This window comes from Nitrincola tibetensis, from assembly GCF_003284585.1.
Taxonomy (GTDB): Bacteria; Pseudomonadota; Gammaproteobacteria; order Pseudomonadales; family Balneatricaceae; genus Nitrincola; species Nitrincola tibetensis.
The window spans coordinates 245860-264716 of record NZ_QKRX01000004.1; the positions used below are offsets into that span (position 1 = coordinate 245860).

Here is an 18857-nt window from a genome sequence, read left to right on the forward strand (position 1 = left end):
GTTATTCTGTCCTTAGTAATTGCTTAAGTCGTTTTTGGGCAATGTGATACAAAGGGAGATCCTGCCCCCGCGGCGACTTCCAATATTTCAGGTATCGACGGTATAGCCGCTGTACCTGGGGATGCTGAGCCCACATTAATACTGGGAGCTATGTTGATACCTCCAGATGTGATCACAATCGAAGCACCACCTGACACCAAGGTAATTTTGCTGGCATCAAGTACGATTTCCCCCGATACTTTATACGTCATATCGCCGCCGACTTTAATGTGCTGGCTGCCTCCGAGCGTGACGCCCTGATTTCCGTCTATTTTTTCGGTTAGGTTGCCGATGATGGTGGTATGTTGATTTTGATCAACTTTTTCAATGCGATCCTGTGCAACAGCTAAATAGGAGTTATTTCCAATCGTCGCCGTGTCATCGTATTCAACTCGTTTGTGGTGTGAGTTTTGTACTTGAACTTCCATGTTCTTTTGAGCATGAATATAGATAAACTCATTACCAGCCTCATCCTCAAACGAAAACTCATTAAACCCTTTACCCTTATGGGTTTTACTGCGAATAGTAGAGCGGGGTTTATTGGCAGGTAGGCTGTTTGGCGGCATCTGCTCAGCATTGTAAACCCGACCCGTAATAATCGGACGATCCGGGTTGCCGTCGTAAAAGTCGACGATGACCTCCTGGCCTATGCGCGGGATGTAAATCGAGCCCCAGTTTCGGCCGGCCCACTGGTGGCTAACGCGCACCCAGCAGGAGCTGTTTTCATTGTTCTGGCCGTAGCGATCCCAAGGAAACTGGATTTTGACACGGCCATATTCATCGGTGTAGATCTCTTCGCCCTCAGGGCCGACCACCTTGGCATGCTGCGGGCCAAGCATTTTTGGCCAGCCAGTTTTAAGCGGTGGACGGTAAACACGCGAGGCAGGCATGCAGACAAATTCGTTTTCGTAGCCGCGACTTTCTTCATCACAGCTGGTGTAGCTGTAGTCTTCGGCTCGGTGCTGGACGCTGACCAGTAAGTAGGTGTCGAGTTCTTGGGCGGCGTCATCATGGCGCACCAGTTCAAATTTATGGCCGCTGCGAAAACTGCGACAGTGACTTTTGCCAAAGACTTGATCGTGCAGGGCTTCGTTATGCTCGGTGCGCAGGCGAATGAGTGGCTCACCCAGAAGTTTGCTTTGATAACGTCCGGGATAGGTAAACTGCTCGAAACGCTCAACGCCCGGCACGTCCATCATGGCCTTGTCAAAGGTTTGCAGGCGATCAGCAGGCTTGGTGAAGTCATAGTCACGGTGGACAAGACGCCCTGTGCGAAATTCGTGCTGGTGCGACCAAGCAAAGATGGCATCTTCGCTCAAACCGCTGCTGCGGTAACTGACCTTACCTTCCTCACAGACATTCGTTCCAATGTCGTGATCGGACAGAATCATGGTGTGTTTATTGGCTTCGTGCTTAAAAAAGTAATAGATGCCCTCTTCTTCAAACAAACGCGAGAGAAAGGTAAAGTCACTTTCTTGATACTGAACACAGTACTCTCGTACAGGGTGTTGGCCGAATAAGCGAAACTCGAAATCATTAAAGCCATTGTCAGCAAAGACTTCGCTGGCAATCTGGCGGATGTCTTTGTTTTGGAATATTTTTGAATCGCTGGTTTGCGTTAAAAACCAGAGCCAAGGCACCACATCTGCACGATAACTGCGCAGATTTTGGAGTTGCTGACCCTCTTCCCGAAAGCGTCGAACATGGGCATTGATAAAGGTGTAGGCATCCGTTTTTAGCCCCTCCTCATCGGTCTGCATAATTTTAAGCGTGACATTTTGGCCGACAATGTCGGCGGCCTTCACCGATGCGCGTTCGGAGTAGAGTTCGATTTCGAATGAAAAGAGGCTCGACATCGCCTCTTCGCCTTCTATTCGAGTCAATAAAAAAGCGTCTTCACCGAGAGGTGTGTCGATGGCGAGTAAGCGGGATTTTTGTGAATACATCAATGTAACCCACTGTTTAGCAGGACTGATGCTCATAGAAAAACGAAGCTGACAGCGATTAGGCTCAGCACAGAGGGGGTCGTTCATCCATGAAGCAGCGACTACTTCCTTGTTGTAAAGGGGGCATTTAAACAATTAATAGACAAGTAGGTCAACTGTAAGTGAACGATTGTTTAGAACTTTATAATAGTTCTAGAGCAAATCTGTATGTTAATCTTATCTAGTGGCTGCACCACAAGCGCTATCTTAAATATACAAGCATGGGACTTGAGTTTCGTGCAAAAGGTCTCAATATGTTACTTGATGGAAAAGAAATTTATCGCGGTTATGATGAATACGGCCCTGTTCTTGTTATCGATGATGGTACAAAACGTTATCTATCATTTGGTGAAGGTGACGAGCAGAGCTGTTGGTTAAAATCTGAGCCCCATCTACCTCAACTAGACTACATTCGCGCCATGTGTTTAGTGCTTCTTTTAACAGAACCTAAACGCATTATCAGTCTAGGCTTAGGTGCTGGCACACTCAACTCATGCCTGCACCATCACTTCCCCGAGTCGGTCCAACAAATTGTCGAACTTAGACGCGAAGTGATTGATGTTGCCCATCGCTATTTTCAACTGCCACGCGGCAAGCGCATTCAAACACACCATATGGATGCAAAATCCTATCTAGACTGTGTTGAGTCCAAGCCAGCTGACATTATTTTTAGTGACATTTATGATGAAAACGGGGTGGATGAGCAACAACATGATCCAGCGTATTTACATGAATGCTACGAGCGATTAAAACCTAAAGGTTGGCTTGTCTTAAATTGCTGGAAAGAGCACAAGGGGGAAACCTTACTCACCGAGCTATCGGGTCTTTTTGATGATATTCGCACCTGCACGACGCAAGAAGGCAACTGGATAGTGTTTGCCGGAAAACAAAGTGATACACAAACTCAAAAGCAATTGAAACAGCAGGCAAAGCTGCTTAGCCAAAAGCTCGGATTTGCTCTATGCCCTTATTTAAACCGAATGAACTCACTTAACGAGCCACATTTACTCTGATTGAGGCTCCAAGATTTTTTAAAATACTTAAGCAAAACCTTAAGCTGAGGGCCTTCGTTACTGCTTCTCGTCCGATTGGGCGTGGGTTTACACAGATTCTACTAAACTGGTGGAAAGCTGAGTGCAAGACTCGCTTTCTTTCCAGAGTAAAGAAGGCTTTCAACTCCCCTCTAGATAAACGCCGTCATATTACTATTTTAAAACAGAATATTTTCTAATATTTTGATATGAATTTGGAAAATATCTCTCACAAAACATTGATAAATAGAATTTTAAAACGAACATATCTACGAATACAGGAAATTCAAAAAAGCTCTGCTAGAATGTATTACATCGTCAATTGACGCCTATTTTTTAACGCATATTCCCAATCAATGGGGCAGGCTTTTAGTTAAGGAGAGTTCATATGTCCGGAAATACCATCGTTCTCGGTGCAGGAATGGTTGGAGTCAGCGTTGCTTGGCATCTTGCAAAACGAGGCCGCTCCGTCTTATTGATCGATAGACGCCCTCCCGGACAAGAAACATCCTTTGGCAATGCGGGTATTATTCAACGTGAGGCGATTGCACCTTATGCGTTTCCACATGATCTAAAAACCTTATTGCGCGTTCTGCCCAATCGTAGCATTGATATACGCTACCGTCCTGCCGGAATGATAGCAGCGGTTAGTCCACTCTTTAGTTATTGGCTTAACTCTTTTCCAAGCCGTTATAAAAAGATTGTCCCTCAGTACGCCTCAATTATTTCGTTATCAACGGATGAACATGCTCCGATGATTGAAGCCTCTGATGCCAATCACCTTGTTAAAAAAGAGGGCTGGCTTGAGCTCTACAGAACCCCAAAAGAGCTGGATCGCCGTGAAAATGAAGCCTTAGATGCAGCACGTCTATATGGTGTTGAGTTCAGACGCCTCAATCGTGCAGAGCTTGACCAAGTGCAGCCTGGGTTATCGTCGGATATTGTCGGAGCGATTCACTGGCTAAATTCATGGACTGTAGAATCTCCGGGTGATTTGGTACAAGCCTATGCCAAATCCTTCGAAGCCATGGGTGGACGTTTTGAGCTGGCCGAGCTAAAAGGCGTTCAAAAAACAGCAACAGGTTGGACAGTGAATACAAGTGAAGGCAGCCACGAAGCGGATGACGTTGTCATTGCTCTCGGCCCTTGGTCAAAAGATCTCTTAAAAACCTTAGATTATGACTTACCCTTGTTTGTGAAACGTGGCTACCACGTTCACTATAACCAGCCTCAAGGAAAACCCTTGAAATACTGGCTAATGGATGCTGAAAAAGGCTATCTGCTCGAGCCCATGAAGGCAGGTGTGCGCATGACAACCGGCGCGGAATTAGCGGATTTAGAAGCTCCAGCTAACACAGGGCAACTGGACGCTGCAGAAAAAGTGGCCAAAACCTTATATCCCATTGGCGACCGAGTTGAAGCCCTCCCTTGGAAGGGTGCAAGACCTTGTATCCCAGATATGAAACCTGTGATTGGTCCAGCCCCCAAACATCAAAACCTTTGGTTTGCATTTGGACACGGCCACCAAGGCTTCACGTTAGGCCCTGCAACAGGCCGCTTACTGAGCGACATGATGCACGGCGAGTCAACTCCAATCGACATGGCTCCCTTCAGTCCTAGTCGTTTCTAGACGTCATATCCTGATGAAAGCCGAAACGATGCCTCTACTACCGCATCGTTTCGGCTTTTTTATTTTTGCCTATTAAAGGGAATAGCCCTCTCCCGAGTTTGAGGGTAAGATTAGTGTTTTTTTGAAGAATAGGGCTCCAGTATGGGTCGCGCTTATCAGAACCGTAAAGAATCCATGGCCAAAACGGCCGATCAAAAAACCAAGGTCTATAGCAAGTACGCACGTGAGATCTACGTATCCGCTAAATCAGGCGGAACTGATCCCAGTGGTAATCTCGCATTAAGAGGCCTGATTGAACGAGCTAAAAAAGATCAAGTTCCCGCTCACGTCATTGAAAAAGCGATAGATAAAGCCAAAGGATCAGGCGGTGAAGATTTTTCGGTCGCTCGCTACGAAGGCTTTGGCCCCGGTAACTGCATGGTGATTATTGAATGTCTGACCGACAACCCAAACCGTACCTTTGGTGATGTGCGCCACTGCTTTACCAAGACTAAATGCAAAATTGGTACACAAGGCAGTGTTAGTCACATGTTTGACCACTGTGCGATATTGGCATTCAAAGGCAGCGATGAGGAAGCCATTCTTGAAGCTTTAATGAGTGCCGATGTTGATGTCACTGACATCGAAAATGAAAATGATATGATCACCGTATTTACACCGCATACTGAATATGCCAAAGCCAAACAAGCCTTGGTTGAAAACCTTGGCGAGATTGACTTCGAGGTCGATACTATTCAATTCTTGGCGCAAACCACCACTGTTATCAGTGATGAAGATCAGCCCATGTTTGAGCGCTTTCTAGACCTTCTCAATGATCTAGATGATGTACAGAACGTCTACCATAACGTTGAGTAAACTTTTTCATCGCACCTCTCAAACGTTTTTCATAGCCGAGACGGGCACTGTCCTGCCTCGGCTAATTCTCTTAAGCAATAAATAAACCGCACTCTTCACATTAATATCATGACAACACAGGAGGCTGTTAACCCTCCCATAAAACGATTAAAGACAGTCCAATGTTTTGGCGTTTTTAATAAACGTCCGATCGCAACACCAAAACCCGCCCAGCAAGCAATCGCAGGAAAGTTAACAACCCCCATCGCAGCAATAATCATGATAGATGACAAAATAAAATCATCTCCGGTTAAGGTAAAAAGGCCAATCGCAGAAATAGCCATCATCCAGGCTTTCGGATTTACAAACTGAAAAGCGGCAGCCTGAAAAAAAGAGAATGGACGTTTTCCGTCTGCATTTTCCAATTGAGGCGGAGGTGATATTGCAATCTTCCAACCCAACCATAATAAATACACACTACCTGCAACTTTAATCAACGTCTGGAAAAATGGAAAACGCTCAAAAATAACGCCTAAGCCCAGCATCACCATGGCCATCAACAGCATAACTCCGATGGTAATACCGAACATATGAGGCAAGCTGCGAACAAAGCCAAAATTAGCTCCAGATGCGGTTAACATCACATTGTTAGGTCCAGGTGTTGCCGACATGCTCAATGAAAACAGCATCACAGGTAACAAAAAAACGGCCCAATCCGATAGATACGAAAGCATACCTCCCTCCTAAAATTGCAATCATACAATTATTGAAATTAACGCCATAAGAGCGATACAATTACATTAATCTGAACACACAATGACATCAATGTTTAAGTTGTCATGACTACAATTGAATGTAAGGGCGACAATTCAATGACGCAACTATCCGAAACCAAAGCATTACTTCAAAAAAAAGCACGTCAACGTTGTCATTGGCTCCCCACCCTCGATAAATCCTCAGGCATATTGTATCTTTCGTTGGTGAATCAATTAGCTGCAGATATTGCCAATGGCACGCTGAAAGCAGGTGATACACTTCCTCCTCAGCGTCTTCTTGCAGATGCATTACAAATTACACTTGGCACCGTCACCCGAGCCTATAGAGAAGCTGAGCGCAGAGGCTTAACGGAAGCAAAGGTTGGCAGCGGAACACGTATTCGCGGACAGCAGGTCGACTTGCCTAATTTTCATCACTTATCAAAGGCGTTAGCCGACAGTATCGATTTATCCCTAAGCACTCCGATTCCATCAGCTTTAAGAGGTGAACAGCTTCGACAAATTTTATTGCGCCTATCAAGCAATCACGCCGAAACAGAAAATGCCATTGTCTATCAACCTGAACAAGGGAACCTTGCTCACCGTCAACGCCTTGCCCACTGGATGAACGCTCAAGGGTTACGAGTCGATGCGCAGGAGCTACTCTTAACAGAGGGTGGGCAGCATGCCGATTACTTGGCTCTTCAGACATTTGTTCGCCCCGGAGAAGCCGTTGCCTCGGCCAACATCACCTACCCAGGTATGATTGCCGCCGCAAAACAACTGGGCTTAAAACACATCAATGTCAGTTCTGATGCCCAGGGTATTCGGCCCGAATCGTTAGACCGCATCTGCCAACAACAAAAAATTCGCTTGCTCTACTTGATGGCTGAGTACAACAACCCTAGCTGCGAAATGATGAGTGAAGCACGGCGTATCGATCTCGTCGAGGTTGCAAGACGTCACGACTTGCTCATTCTTGAAGATGGTGTTCAATTTGTTCCACCGAGTCACAGAGGCACACCTTTTTTTGAGTTGGCTCCCGAACGAAGCCTTTATATTTTCAGTGTATCGAAAATCCTAGATGGAGGCCTCAGATTCGGTGCTCTGCGCGCGCCATCACCCCTAATGCCCAAACTCTCGAGTGCATTACGGGCGCAGTGCTGGGGGATAGCCGGGTTAATGGGATCAGTCATTTGTGAATGGATTGACATGGGTGGGGCCGATCAACTGATTGAATGGCAATGGCAAGAAGTGAAACATCGCCAACAGCACCTACGCCAGCTATTTAAAGACTATGACTTACGTTCTCACGAGTTTGGTTTTCATGCTTGGCTTAATCTACCTGAAGACTGGAGAGCCTCGCAGTTTGTTGAAGAGGCCAAGCAACGCGGGGTTACTCTGATTGGACCTGAACCTTTCTGTGTTGGCTCATATCCTGCCCCGCAGTCTGTTCGAATATGTGTCACCCCTCCAAGGGATTTTTCAACCTTTACTGAAGGGGTCGCACGCTTAAAACACTTACTCGAACAAGGCCCATCAATGAGCACAGCCTTGATCTAACTCTTACAAAGAAAGAATATCAATACGCTCCATGAATTGAACACTGGATGGTGAAGTCGTACAGGCATCTTCATCATCCACTATGCCATGCGCGTAACCTCGCTGTAAGTTCTTGAAATCAAACAAGGCAGGATCTGCCAAATGAGATGGGACAACATTACACAAGGACCTGAACATTGTCTCAATCCGGCCTGGGTAGAGTTTATCCCAACTCTGCAGCATTTCCTTAATCACTTGACGTTGCAGGTTCTCTTGCGACCCGCAAAGATTACAGGGAATAATTGGAAACCCTTTGAGTTCGGCATAGACCTCTATGTCCTTTTCACGCGCGTAAGCGAGCGGCCGAATAACCATATTTTTACCATCATCCGATACCAACTTAGGAGGCATGGATTTTAATTTACCACCGTAAAACATATTCAAGAAAAAGGTTTCCAGTATGTCATCACGATGATGACCCAAGGCAATTTTATTGGCGCCAATCTCTTCAGCAAAACCATATAAGGTTCCGCGACGAAGACGAGAGCATAAAGCACAAGTGGTTTTCCCTTCGGGTACAACAGACTTAACAACCGAATAGGTATCGCGCTCGACGATATGAAAGGGAATGCCAAGACCCGATAGGTATTCAGGTAAAACATGCTCAGGAAAGCCTGGCTGTTTTTGATCTAGGTTAACGGCAACTAACTCAAAATGAATCGGCGCACTTTTCTGCAAGTTCATTAGAATATCTAACATTGCGTAAGAGTCTTTACCTCCCGACAAGCAGACCATGACTTTGTCGCCATCCTCAATCATGTTGAAGGCTTCAATCGCCTGCCCCACTTCACGACGCAAACGCTTTTGAAGCTTATTTAAGCGCGTTTTAGTTTTTTTATCTTCTAAGTTTACGGAATGGGTCAAGTCAGTATATGGGCTAGTCATCGAATTACCGGATCATGCATAAACGTGTTCCCTAGACTGGAACACGTCAAAATTCATTGGAGGTCAAAATGACGCATTAGTATACATGGCTGTTTATTGTTTAAACAGCCTCTGTGTAACAGACATAATTCGCACGCCCCTTAGACTTAGCCTCATACATCGCCTGATCGGCCTTGCGAATTAACTCACTCAAACCATGACCATTTTCTGGAGAACGGCTAATACCAATGCTCGCAGATACGGTCACTTGATGCTCGCGGATAATGATCGGTTGACTCAACAACGAAATAAGCTGACTGGCAACCTCGTGGCAATGCTCAGACTCGGATGATTCTTCCAAAAGGATCAGAAACTCATCACCGCCCATGCGTGCGACTATATCTGACTCCCGAACGATCTCTTTCAAGCGTGCAGCAATAATGATTAACAATTCATCACCCACTTCATGTCCGTAGGTGTCGTTAACGGGTTTGAAACCATCCAAATCGATGAATAAAACGCTTAAGCCCGCACCCATTGCGTGAGACTTCTCCAATGCGGCTTCCGCAGAGCGTTCCATACCTGATCGATTCAGTAATCGCGTCAAGGGATCAAAACGCGCTTCTTGTTCAAAAAATGCCGAGGTTTTTTTTTCCTTTTGCAAATCACGCCAAATAATTAATCCCACTAGCAACACACCACCGGCTGAGGCAATCAATACCAGCAACAAGGTCAGTTTAGATTGGCTCGACGCAAGCGCTTCAATTTTATCTACCGATACCTGTATTTCTAAAGCACCCATTAATTGATATTGCTGCCACTGTTTACCTGGATCTACGCCCGCCCCGACTCGTCTATCAATAATATCTTTGCGCTGTTCATAAGTATTATGACAACTCACACAGTTTTCTGAATTAGCCGCATCAGCGACCATGTAACGCAAGGTTTTAACTCCATTAATCCTTTCAAAACGTTTTACAGGCTGCCAATCAATAGGAACGGTCGGACTTGGTTGGTCTTGTGCCTCTAGCTGTGCCCATGCCCAATAGTGAAAATCATCAGATAAACCTTGATTTGAATCTAAATTCCAGAGGCTTAGAGGAGTGTAGCGATACGATGCCAAATTATTTGCACTGACATCACGGGCCACTAATTTTAAAAACTCCGAGGGTATAGGTAGCTCAGAGAAATGGCCCGGAGCTTCCGATAATTGACCCGCATACACGCTGCGTGCACTCAGGGCATGGCTTGTCACCACTTCTGCAACCCTCGTTGCTTCATGCTCAATGATTCGAGCTTGTGACCAAACCAATATACTGTAATTAGCGATACCGACCAATAAAATAATGACAGCCAACAAGACGAGCACAAACGAGGATGCTCCCTTGCAAAATTGCTTTTGTGTAGGATCAGTGATCATGCCGCACTCTTTTTATTAACTAAACTCATCTTCGGCTCATTCTTAAATTCATTACCGCTGATCATTATCAACCTCACCATGAGGTGCTAACCAACCAATTTCGATTGCAGTCGCTGCTCCAATCATAGCGTATTCTAAGCTAGGGGGTAGCATAAGCCAGCCAGGAGCTAATTGCAGACGACCACTCATAATCTCGGCGCGTGTTTGTGGATACAAAGGGTACTGTGTAGGATCTGCATAGCCGTCCGGCCAGACAGGCGCCAGGGTGTCCATATCATATTTATCTGTCGCACCCAGTGTATGCAAAAGCTCGTGTGCCGCCACCAACTGGTTGCGACCTAAATGCTCTTGACCCGCATAGCCGTTAACGACGCCAATCATGCCTTTTTGCAAACCTAACGAGTGTTGCATAGGCCTGGGGTTATCTGGAGAATAAAATCGAATAAAAATGCGTATGGTATCTGATTCACGCTCACTTTCATCGTATCTCCACGCCCAGTAGCGCATGCTTAGCGCCCAAATAACACCATCTAGAATACTGGGCTCATGAGGAATATCAGGCGGAATCGCATGAATTTGACCAACTAATTGTAGTTGAATGGGGCGCTCTAAAGGCAAGCGATAACGACGGGCTTCCCGATTGAAGAAACGCTCCATTTCATGAAAATCATCAAGTGTTAATGCATCAATCCAAGCTTGCGTTAAGTCAGATCCATCTGCATTAATGGGATAAATCCAAGCGGTAACGGGTTGCTGCCATCCCTCCTCCCGAACCTTAGAGAACCAGACATTCAACAGAACAATCAATAACAGCGTTAGTATCAGCAACGACCGAGCATAACGCATCATTGCAAGGCGACTCATGGTATATTTCCTTTGTTTTTAAGCAAACAAACCTGTTTAATGCCTGATTTTATTTTTATCTAAGCATACTCTTTTTACACACTGGAAACGATGCAGACATTCCCTCATTCTTCTAAAGGCTTTTTGGAACACTGGCAAGCACTCGATTTATGGCTGCTTGCACATCGTGAACTCTGGCAACAAGCACCCTTCTACCAACCGCAGCCTGACTGGACGATTCGACACCCTGAATTATCCGCCACGCTACAAGCATTATCGGATCAGCAGTGTGCCCTCTTCGAAACTCACCCTGAGGAGTTAATGCAGCACCTCCAGCACGCCATGCCATCACTGAGCGATGCAATGCAACTGTCGCAAATACCTCTCTTAAATAAGCCATCACTGTCTCTATCTGAAGTAAGGGCTAGTGGAATGCCTGGACGAAAACGACTCCAAGCCGGTGCTTTTACAGGCGCACTCTTCCCACTAAGCCATTCAATTGTTGATTGGTGCTGTGGCTGTGGCCATCTTGCCAGAACACTAGCGCCACATGTGTGTAGCGTTATCGGATTGGAGTGGAATCAACAACTCGTTGAAAAGGGCAACAAGACGGCTAAAAAGTATCAGGATCCCGTTGAGTTGCGTCATCAAGATGTGATGAGCCCTTCACTGCATCTACCCATTGATGCCCATGTCGTTGCCTTGCATGCCTGTGGAGACTTACATCGTCACTTACTCAATCATGCATCCAGTATCAAATCCAAGCGCATTAGCCTATCACCCTGCTGCTATCACTTAAGTCAAAATATACAATGGCAGCCTTTATCGAAGGGCGCACATACGAGCTCACTATTGCCTATTGGGTTTTCCACGCTGCGTCTAGCGGTTCAAGAAACCGTTACAGCCCCCAATCGAGTAACACTTCAACGCCTTCAAATAACCGCTTGGCGACTCGGGTTTGATGAGCTACGACGTAATTTCTGGCCATTGGAGCCTATTTCAACTCTTCCATCTGCCCCTAATCATCTGATTCAAGGCAATTTTGAGGGATTTTGTCGTTGGGCTCTAGACACAATCCAGCATCAGCCCCCTGAGGACTGCCACTGGAAAACATGGGAAGAGAGAGGGAAAGTCAGAGCGAATGTTTTACGGCGCTACGAGCTGCTGCGCCATCTTTTTCGGCGTCCACTCGAAATTTGGCTGGTGCTGGATTATGTCCTGCTACTCGAAGAACAAGGCTATGAAGTTCAATGGGGCACTTTCTGTGAACGGCAACTCACCCCCCGTAATATATTGATAGATGCACAGCTAGGGAGCGGCCAGACTTAGTGCAGACCCATCGCGAGGATAGCCTGTTTTAACCAAGGCAGATCACTTTCTAAACTTAAAGAAACAACCCAGCGATCACACAATAACGCACAGATTTACCAATGGTAATGGTCAACAAACTCCATCGCCAGTTAACGCCAAGCCACCCTGCGACAAAACACAAAGGATCACCAACAATAGGCAGCCAAGCCAGCAACAAAGCTAAGGCACCATAGCGCTCTATCCAATCACGCGCACGTTGTTGATTCGGCTTGTCTAATTGCTTTAAAGGATAACGTGTTTTTAACCATGCTCCCATCGCAAAGGTCACCATGCTGCCCAACACGTTACCCAACGTAGCGCTCAACAATAACAGGATAAGCGATTGCTGCCCTTGAGACACCAACCAAGCCAGCAAAGCTTCTGAGCCGCCCGGCAAGAGCGTCGCCGAAAGAAAGGCACTTACGAATAGCCCAATCAACTCGATATTCATTGCTACAGCCATCTCACACGGGCCGTATCCATTGACTTGATGGTGCCGTACGGTGGTCTTCAATCACATCCAAAAAGGCATCGCCGTAGAGCGCAAACTTACGCTCACCTATTCCGCTTAAGCTTCTCATTTGCTGCTCAGTCTGGGGCCTATAGAGCACCATTTCCATTAAGGTCGCATCGTGAAAAATGACATACGGTGGAACATCTTGCTCTTGCGCTAAACGTTTTCGCAACGCACGCAGGTCTTCCCATAAACGCTCTTCAGCAGGATCCAGACGACGCATCGCCGGATTATTTCGTTCGCGCCTTGCGGCGGTCCGATAGTCCGTCTTCGCTTTGCCTGAAGGTGTTCGAGGATCTTTTCTCAGCTGTAAGGTTTCTTCGCCTTTTAAAACGGCGCGGCATTTATCATTCAAAAGAAGCACACCATGCCCTTCGGCATCCACTTTAAGATAGCCTCCTGCCACTAACTGCCGAAATACTGACCGCCACTGATTACGATCCAGGTCTTTACCAATTCCCCAAGTACTGATTTTATGGTGATTGTTTTGTACTACCTTTTCAGTCTCTTGCCCTAACAGGATATCAACAACATGGTTAACGCCAAAGCGCTGACCACTTCGATACACGGCAGATAAGGCTTTTCGAGCCGCATCGGTTCCATCCCATACAGGGACGGGTTCTAAACAGGTATCGCAATTTCCACAAGGAGGATGATGCGACTCTCCAAAATAGCTCAAAAGCACTTGACGACGACAGGTGGTAATTTCACACAGTCCCAGCATTGCTTCCAACTTTTGTCTTTCAACCTGTTTGTATCGATCTTCTGCTTGAGAGGCTTCCAGCATTTGCCGCAAAAACAAAACATCCTGAAGGCCATACACCATCCAAGCATTGGCTGGCAGACCATCACGACCAGCACGCCCTGTTTCTTGGTAATAGGCTTCTATCGATTTAGGTAGATCCAAATGTGCAACAAAACGAACATTGGGTTTATCAATGCCCATTCCAAAAGCAATGGTTGCTACCATGATAATACTATCTTCGGTAAGAAATCGGTGTTGATGATGCTGGCGCATGTCTGCACTAAGTCCTGCATGATAAGGCAATGCATTAAAGCCCTTTTCACACAACCATGCAGCCGTTTCCTCCACACGCTTTCTGGACATGCAATACACAACACCGACATCCTGCTCATGCTCGGAGCGGATAAAGGTCAGCAGCTGCTCGCGGGCTCGTTCTTTCTGCCCGATGCGATATCGAATATTGGGTCGATCAAAACCTTGAATAAAATGTTTAGCATTGGACAAGGCCAAACGCGTAACAATTTCAGTTTGAGTTCTTGTATCAGCTGTTGCGGTTAATGCAATTCTGGGAACACCTGGAAACAATTGGCCTAACTGCCCTAGCTGCATATACTCGGGCCTAAAATCATGCCCCCATTGCGACACACAGTGGGCCTCATCTATCGCGAATAAAGCGATTTCAGTCCGCTGCAGTAAAGTCAGCGTTCTGGCCTGCAACAAACGTTCGGGTGCCACATACAACAAGTCCAATTCACCTGTTAACAGTTGCTGCTCTGTCTGCTGTAACTGCTCAAAGGGAATGGATGAGTTAAGGCAACCTGCTCGAATGCCCAATTGAGACAGAGCGCTAACTTGATCTTGCATGAGTGCAATAAGCGGCGAAACAACAACCCCGGTTCCTGAGCGCACTAGGGACGGCAATTGGTAACAAAGCGACTTACCTCCGCCTGTGGGCATCACGACTAGCGCATCACGCCCCTCAAGAAGGGTGTTAACGACGTCATCTTGGGGCGGCCTGAATTGACTAAAGCCAAAGACTTCGGCGAGCTGCCTTCGTGCGGAATTGAAAAGTGGGGAATAATCTGTCATGGGGCGATATTATCCGCGAAGCCGTCGAGATTGTCATCCTAAAGGTCAGCAATCCTTGCATCTATCCTTCACCCTTATTTTTTACCCTTTCACTCTAGGAAAATTGATGCATCAACACCCATGTCTCTTGTTTATGGATAGCCATTCATATTACAGTTAAAGCTAACGTTGCTAAGGCTCTAACAAATGAAAGAGCGATGATCAATATAGGGATTTGACGATGTATACCAACAAAAGTGAAGCTACCGCGCCGACGTCGACCAACGCAAGCCAGCCAAGTGCACCAAAGCCTTCTGCTGACAAACCGACTGCCGTTGCTCAACCCCAGACCGCCACACAGCCTAGCCCTCAACCCACCGTGCAATCTGCTGTTTCTCAGCCGGCTGTTTCTCAGCCTGCTGCTCGAATGCCGGTTAGACACGAACCTATTCCACCGACCATTCGTCCTGAAAACAATGCGTCGATTGGATCTACTATTGAAGTCGAAGGGACTGTCAAAGGTCAGGAAGACTTGCTGATCGAAGGTAAAGTCAAAGGCACAGTCGAGATCAAAGATCATTGCGTCACGATTGGTACGCAAGGCAATGTATCGGCCGACGTTTTTGCGCGTATCATTTATATCGACGGTACAGTCACAGGCAATTTGGTCGCATCTGAAAAGATCATTGTCCGTAAAAGTGCGGATATTCAAGGCAGCATTGTGTCTCCACGCATTAGCCTCGAAGATGGCGCACAACTCAACGGCTCAATTGATATGAACCCTCAGTCTGAAGTTCTGCATAAAGCCTTTGGTAAAGCGAACCAATCTTCAGGGTCCTCAACGATCAACACATCGTCGACACTCAAAACGGAATCTTAAGCATCAATACTTTCCCTCTGTGCCCTTACCCCGTGTTGATTAACAACAATATGGGGTAAGGAAGTAAGCTCAGGTTGACGACAATAGCGGCAAAAATGCCCTGAGCCGTCGCTATTCGAAGGTCATGTCAACATTAGTGAAAACAGAACACAGATAATCTATTCATAAGCTGATATACGGATTTTAAACGTATCAGATTAACGCATTACAGGTTAGAATAAGCCGTCATGCTAATGGGGATTACACAGATGAGCTCTGCAACAACCGGTTTAATTACTGAAGCTGAACTTGACCAACTCGAAACTTTTCTTTTTTCTTCCGCTGTATCTGAGGATGCATTGGATCTTATTGGAACACACGGACTTCTGTGTGCCATTAATATCAGTCCAGTTAAGATCCCTGAGCAAGAATGGCTTGATTTACTGTTCGACAGCGAGCCTCAGTGGGAATCCGATGCTCAGAAAGAGGAAATCCTCGGACTGCTTCGTAAACTTCATTACACCATTGGTAATGACCTATACAATGACCAAGAAACGCTTCTGCCCTGTGAGTTAACACTCGACCTAGATGAAGAAGACGAAGATGAGGATTTGGCCGAACTCACAATTTGGGCCCAATCTTTCATGGAAGGCGTTTTTCTTCGTGAAGAAGACTGGTTTGGTGATGACGAAGAAACCGTTGCTGGATTACTTTTGCCAATTATGGTTGCCTCTGACTTATTTGAAGACAAAGAAGTTCTTGAAATCCGCCAAGACCGCGCCCTAAGTGAAGAAATGGCTGAGCAAATCCCTGAGCTCCTAGTCGATTTATATTTGCACTACCACGCTCCAGAGAAGTAGTTGATTGTAGGTGGATGACTGTGATTAAAAAGACAGGCATCCACCTGAAATATCAAAACGACTTAGTAGCTTACACGCATTGTGCTGCCTTGACCTAGTACTCGCACACGCTGACCTGGACTGAACGCTTGATTTTTATCGGCCTCTTGAACCACTGACACTAAACTACCGTTATCTAAACGCACGGTAATTTCATATCCTTGACGACGACTTGTCGCTTCTTCAATTCGCTGCCCAGCAATACCGCCTGCAACAGCACCAATTACTGTAGCAATTGTACTGCCACTGCCGCCACCAACATTACTACCGGCAATACCACCAATAACCGCTCCCGTACCTGCACCAACGACACCATCAGTACGTCCTTCGATGATAACAGGTACAATCGTTTCGATCCGTCCCATCTGTACCGATTGAGCTTGACGCGCTTCGCCGCGACTATAGCTAGTGCCCGTTAAACTTGATTGAGCGCAACCCGTTAACACTGCACCGCTTAACACCAGTGCGATGATCATTGCTGATCGTTTCATTGTATTTCTCCTTACCCAACGTAAATGTTGGCTATTATGCCTAATAAATCTATTATACTAGAATTAAGATGAATGCTAGCTGACCCAACTTCTCTCTAAAACTCAACTTCGTTGATACTTACCATAAAGACGTGAGTAAAGGCCGTTTTGTTCCATTAGCTGGTCATGATTGCCTTCTTCTGAAACTTTTCCATCCTCAAAAACAAACACTCGGTCAGCTTGTTTAACCGCACTCAGTCGATGAGCCACTATTAAGGTTGTGCGCCCTGCCAGAAAGGTTTTCATCGCTTTATGCAGAGCATACTCGGTTTCAGTATCCAATGCAGACGTCGCTTCATCTAAAATTACCACTTTGGGATCGGCCAATACCATTCTTGCAATGGCTAAGCGCTGACGCTGTCCTCCTGACAAGCGAACACCTTGTCGTCCAACAAGCGTATCCAAGCTATCGGGTAGCTCATGTTCAACAAAATAGTCCAATTGTGCCACTTCTAAGGCCTTCCATAGCCTTGTATCATTATAACTGCGCCCCATGCACAAATTGTCTCGGATTGTACCGTTAAACAACGCTGGCTGCTGTAACACCGTCACAACATGCTCACGCACGCATTCAAGGCCTATTTCAGTGACAGGCACCCCATTAAATGCGATGCTCCCTTGTTGCGGTGTATAAAGACCCAATAACACCTGTATCAGGGTAGACTTACCACCCCCACTGGCCCCTACTAACGCAATTTTCTCGCCGGGTTTAATGGTAAGGCTAATCCCTTTCAATACTTCCTGACCAGGTACATAACTAAAGTGAATATTGTCTAATTCCACCCCAACGCTCAAATCTTTCACAAAGGGATTTTGATTTGCAGGATACTGTGGCTCCAAACTCAGATCCAAGAGTTTGTTCACTCGCTGCAGCGCCGCTTTTGCTCCAAACCAGGAATATTGAATACTTAACACTTCTTGAACCGGCCCCATCATAAACCACAGGTAACCAAACACCGCCATCATTTGCCCAACAGACAGGTCTGAAAACACAACCATCAGCATCGTGACCGAACGAAATAAATCAAAGCCAATTAAAAACACCATAAAACTAAAACGACTGGCTGCATCAGACTGCCACTCAAAACGCGAAGAGTGGTCCCTTACGCCTTTTGCTTTGTCGATCAAACGCATTAAATAATGACGCTCACGATTACTTGCACGTATTTGAGTGATGGCATCAAGGGTTTCGGTTAACGCTCCCTGAAACACCTCATAGGCTTGATTTTCCTGTTTTTTAAGATGTTTGACCCGTTTGCCAATCAGCATCGTTAGCCAAATAACAAAAGGGTTCAGAAAAAGAATAAAGAGTGCGAGCTGCCAATGCATCCAAAGTAAAATCACCGCTGTTCCAATAATGGACAGTAGTGCAACCAATAACTTACTAATTGAACCACCCACAAAGCGATCCACTGTTTCCAGATCGGTTATAAAGTGAGAGGCGACACGACCACTGCCCAGTGTCTCGTACTCAGCCATTGAAATACGATTCAACCGATTTAACAAAGATGCACGTATACGAAAAATGAGATCCTTTGAAATAATCGTAAATTGTCGTGCCTGCCAAACATTGAGAAAGATAGACACCACCCTTAAAACAAGCGTGATGACAAACACAGCCATAATATATAAAACAGGCCCTTGCCAAGCGTCAGGAAAGATACGATCCAATTGCGCAACAATAAACCCAGGCTGGTCCAACAATACCTCATCAACCAGCAAGGGCATAAGCAGGGGCAAAGGAACAGAAGCGATAGCGGCCAAAAATGCAATGATATTGGCCTGAATCAATTCTTTTTTGTGCAGTAACGCGATTTTCCAGATGTAATTCCAATCGTAATGGGATTGCCCAAGCTCACTCACTAAAAACTCCTTAGACGACATTTATG

General features: G+C 46.1%; 16 protein-coding genes. 7 read left to right on the plus strand and 9 right to left on the minus strand.

What is annotated here, in order from left to right; genetic code table 11:
- Positions 1-23 precede the first annotated feature (23 nt).
- Entirely contained in the window at positions 24-1985 is a 1962-nt protein-coding gene (locus DN062_RS07475) for a type VI secretion system Vgr family protein (RefSeq protein WP_162301267.1), read from the minus strand.
- Between the two features lie 293 nt (positions 1986-2278).
- Between DN062_RS07475 and DN062_RS07480 the strand changes: the two genes are divergently transcribed.
- The 3 genes from DN062_RS07480 to DN062_RS07490 all read left to right on the plus strand — a co-directional run bounded on the left by DN062_RS07480 (position 2279) and on the right by DN062_RS07490 (position 5540).
- Positions 2279-3037 (plus strand): spermidine synthase, encoded by a 759-nt coding sequence (locus tag DN062_RS07480; RefSeq protein WP_112158810.1) that lies wholly within the window; start codon positions 2279-2281, stop codon positions 3035-3037.
- A gap of 406 nt (positions 3038-3443) precedes the next feature.
- The gene (locus DN062_RS07485; RefSeq protein WP_112158708.1) at positions 3444-4685 is read left to right on the plus strand and encodes an NAD(P)/FAD-dependent oxidoreductase; all 1242 of its coding nucleotides are present in this window, start codon (positions 3444-3446) and stop codon (positions 4683-4685) included.
- A 141-nt stretch (positions 4686-4826) separates the two neighbouring features.
- The gene (locus DN062_RS07490; protein WP_112158709.1) at positions 4827-5540 is read left to right on the plus strand and encodes a YebC/PmpR family DNA-binding transcriptional regulator; all 714 of its coding nucleotides are present in this window, start codon (positions 4827-4829) and stop codon (positions 5538-5540) included.
- Positions 5541-5635: 95 nt separating this feature from the next.
- On the opposite strand, the gene DN062_RS07495 is transcribed toward DN062_RS07490, so the two are convergent.
- Positions 5636-6253, minus strand: a complete 618-nt coding sequence (locus tag DN062_RS07495) for a LysE family translocator (protein ID WP_112158710.1) — start codon at positions 6251-6253, stop codon at positions 5636-5638.
- A 138-nt stretch (positions 6254-6391) separates the two neighbouring features.
- Between DN062_RS07495 and DN062_RS07500 the strand changes: the two genes are divergently transcribed.
- On the plus strand, positions 6392-7837 hold the full coding sequence (locus DN062_RS07500; RefSeq protein WP_162301268.1) for an aminotransferase-like domain-containing protein: 1446 nt from the start codon (positions 6392-6394) through the stop codon (positions 7835-7837).
- Between the two features lie 3 nt (positions 7838-7840).
- On the opposite strand, the gene ttcA is transcribed toward DN062_RS07500, so the two are convergent.
- The 3 genes from ttcA to DN062_RS07515 form a co-directional block, all read right to left on the minus strand.
- The gene (gene ttcA, locus DN062_RS07505) at positions 7841-8761 is read right to left on the minus strand and encodes a tRNA 2-thiocytidine(32) synthetase TtcA (protein ID WP_112158712.1); all 921 of its coding nucleotides are present in this window, start codon (positions 8759-8761) and stop codon (positions 7841-7843) included.
- 100 nt (positions 8762-8861) lie between these two features.
- Positions 8862-10160 (minus strand): diguanylate cyclase domain-containing protein, encoded by a 1299-nt coding sequence (locus DN062_RS07510; RefSeq protein WP_112158713.1) that lies wholly within the window; start codon positions 10158-10160, stop codon positions 8862-8864.
- Positions 10161-10211: 51 nt separating this feature from the next.
- A complete protein-coding gene (locus DN062_RS07515) occupies positions 10212-11024 on the minus strand; it encodes a hypothetical protein (RefSeq protein WP_112158714.1) in 813 nt (270 codons plus the stop codon).
- Positions 11025-11114: 90 nt separating this feature from the next.
- On the opposite strand from DN062_RS07515, the gene DN062_RS07520 reads away from it, so the two are divergent.
- Positions 11115-12332 (plus strand): methyltransferase, encoded by a 1218-nt coding sequence (locus DN062_RS07520; RefSeq protein WP_112158715.1) that lies wholly within the window; start codon positions 11115-11117, stop codon positions 12330-12332.
- Positions 12333-12387: 55 nt separating this feature from the next.
- Here the strand turns inward: DN062_RS07520 and DN062_RS07525 are convergent, their stop codons facing one another.
- Positions 12388-12804 (minus strand): YqaA family protein, encoded by a 417-nt coding sequence (locus DN062_RS07525; RefSeq protein ID WP_112158811.1) that lies wholly within the window; start codon positions 12802-12804, stop codon positions 12388-12390.
- 13 nt (positions 12805-12817) lie between these two features.
- Positions 12818-14701, minus strand: coding sequence for a DNA helicase RecQ (gene recQ, locus DN062_RS07530; RefSeq protein ID WP_112158716.1), 1884 nt, complete (start codon positions 14699-14701; stop codon positions 12818-12820).
- A gap of 220 nt (positions 14702-14921) precedes the next feature.
- Here recQ and DN062_RS07535 point away from each other — a divergent pair, with 220 nt between their 5' ends.
- Together DN062_RS07535 and DN062_RS07540 are read left to right on the plus strand one after the other, a co-directional pair.
- The gene (locus DN062_RS07535; RefSeq protein WP_112158717.1) at positions 14922-15560 is read left to right on the plus strand and encodes a bactofilin family protein; all 639 of its coding nucleotides are present in this window, start codon (positions 14922-14924) and stop codon (positions 15558-15560) included.
- A 248-nt stretch (positions 15561-15808) separates the two neighbouring features.
- Positions 15809-16399: a YecA/YgfB family protein gene (locus tag DN062_RS07540; protein ID WP_112158718.1), complete on the plus strand. Its 591-nt coding sequence runs from the start codon at positions 15809-15811 to the stop codon at positions 16397-16399.
- 62 nt (positions 16400-16461) lie between these two features.
- Here the strand turns inward: DN062_RS07540 and DN062_RS07545 are convergent, their stop codons facing one another.
- Positions 16462-16929 (minus strand): outer membrane lipoprotein, encoded by a 468-nt coding sequence (locus DN062_RS07545; RefSeq protein ID WP_112158719.1) that lies wholly within the window; start codon positions 16927-16929, stop codon positions 16462-16464.
- A 102-nt stretch (positions 16930-17031) separates the two neighbouring features.
- On the minus strand, positions 17032-18831 hold the full coding sequence (locus DN062_RS07550; RefSeq protein ID WP_239995731.1) for an ABC transporter ATP-binding protein: 1800 nt from the start codon (positions 18829-18831) through the stop codon (positions 17032-17034).
- Positions 18832-18857: the final 26 nt, after the last annotated feature.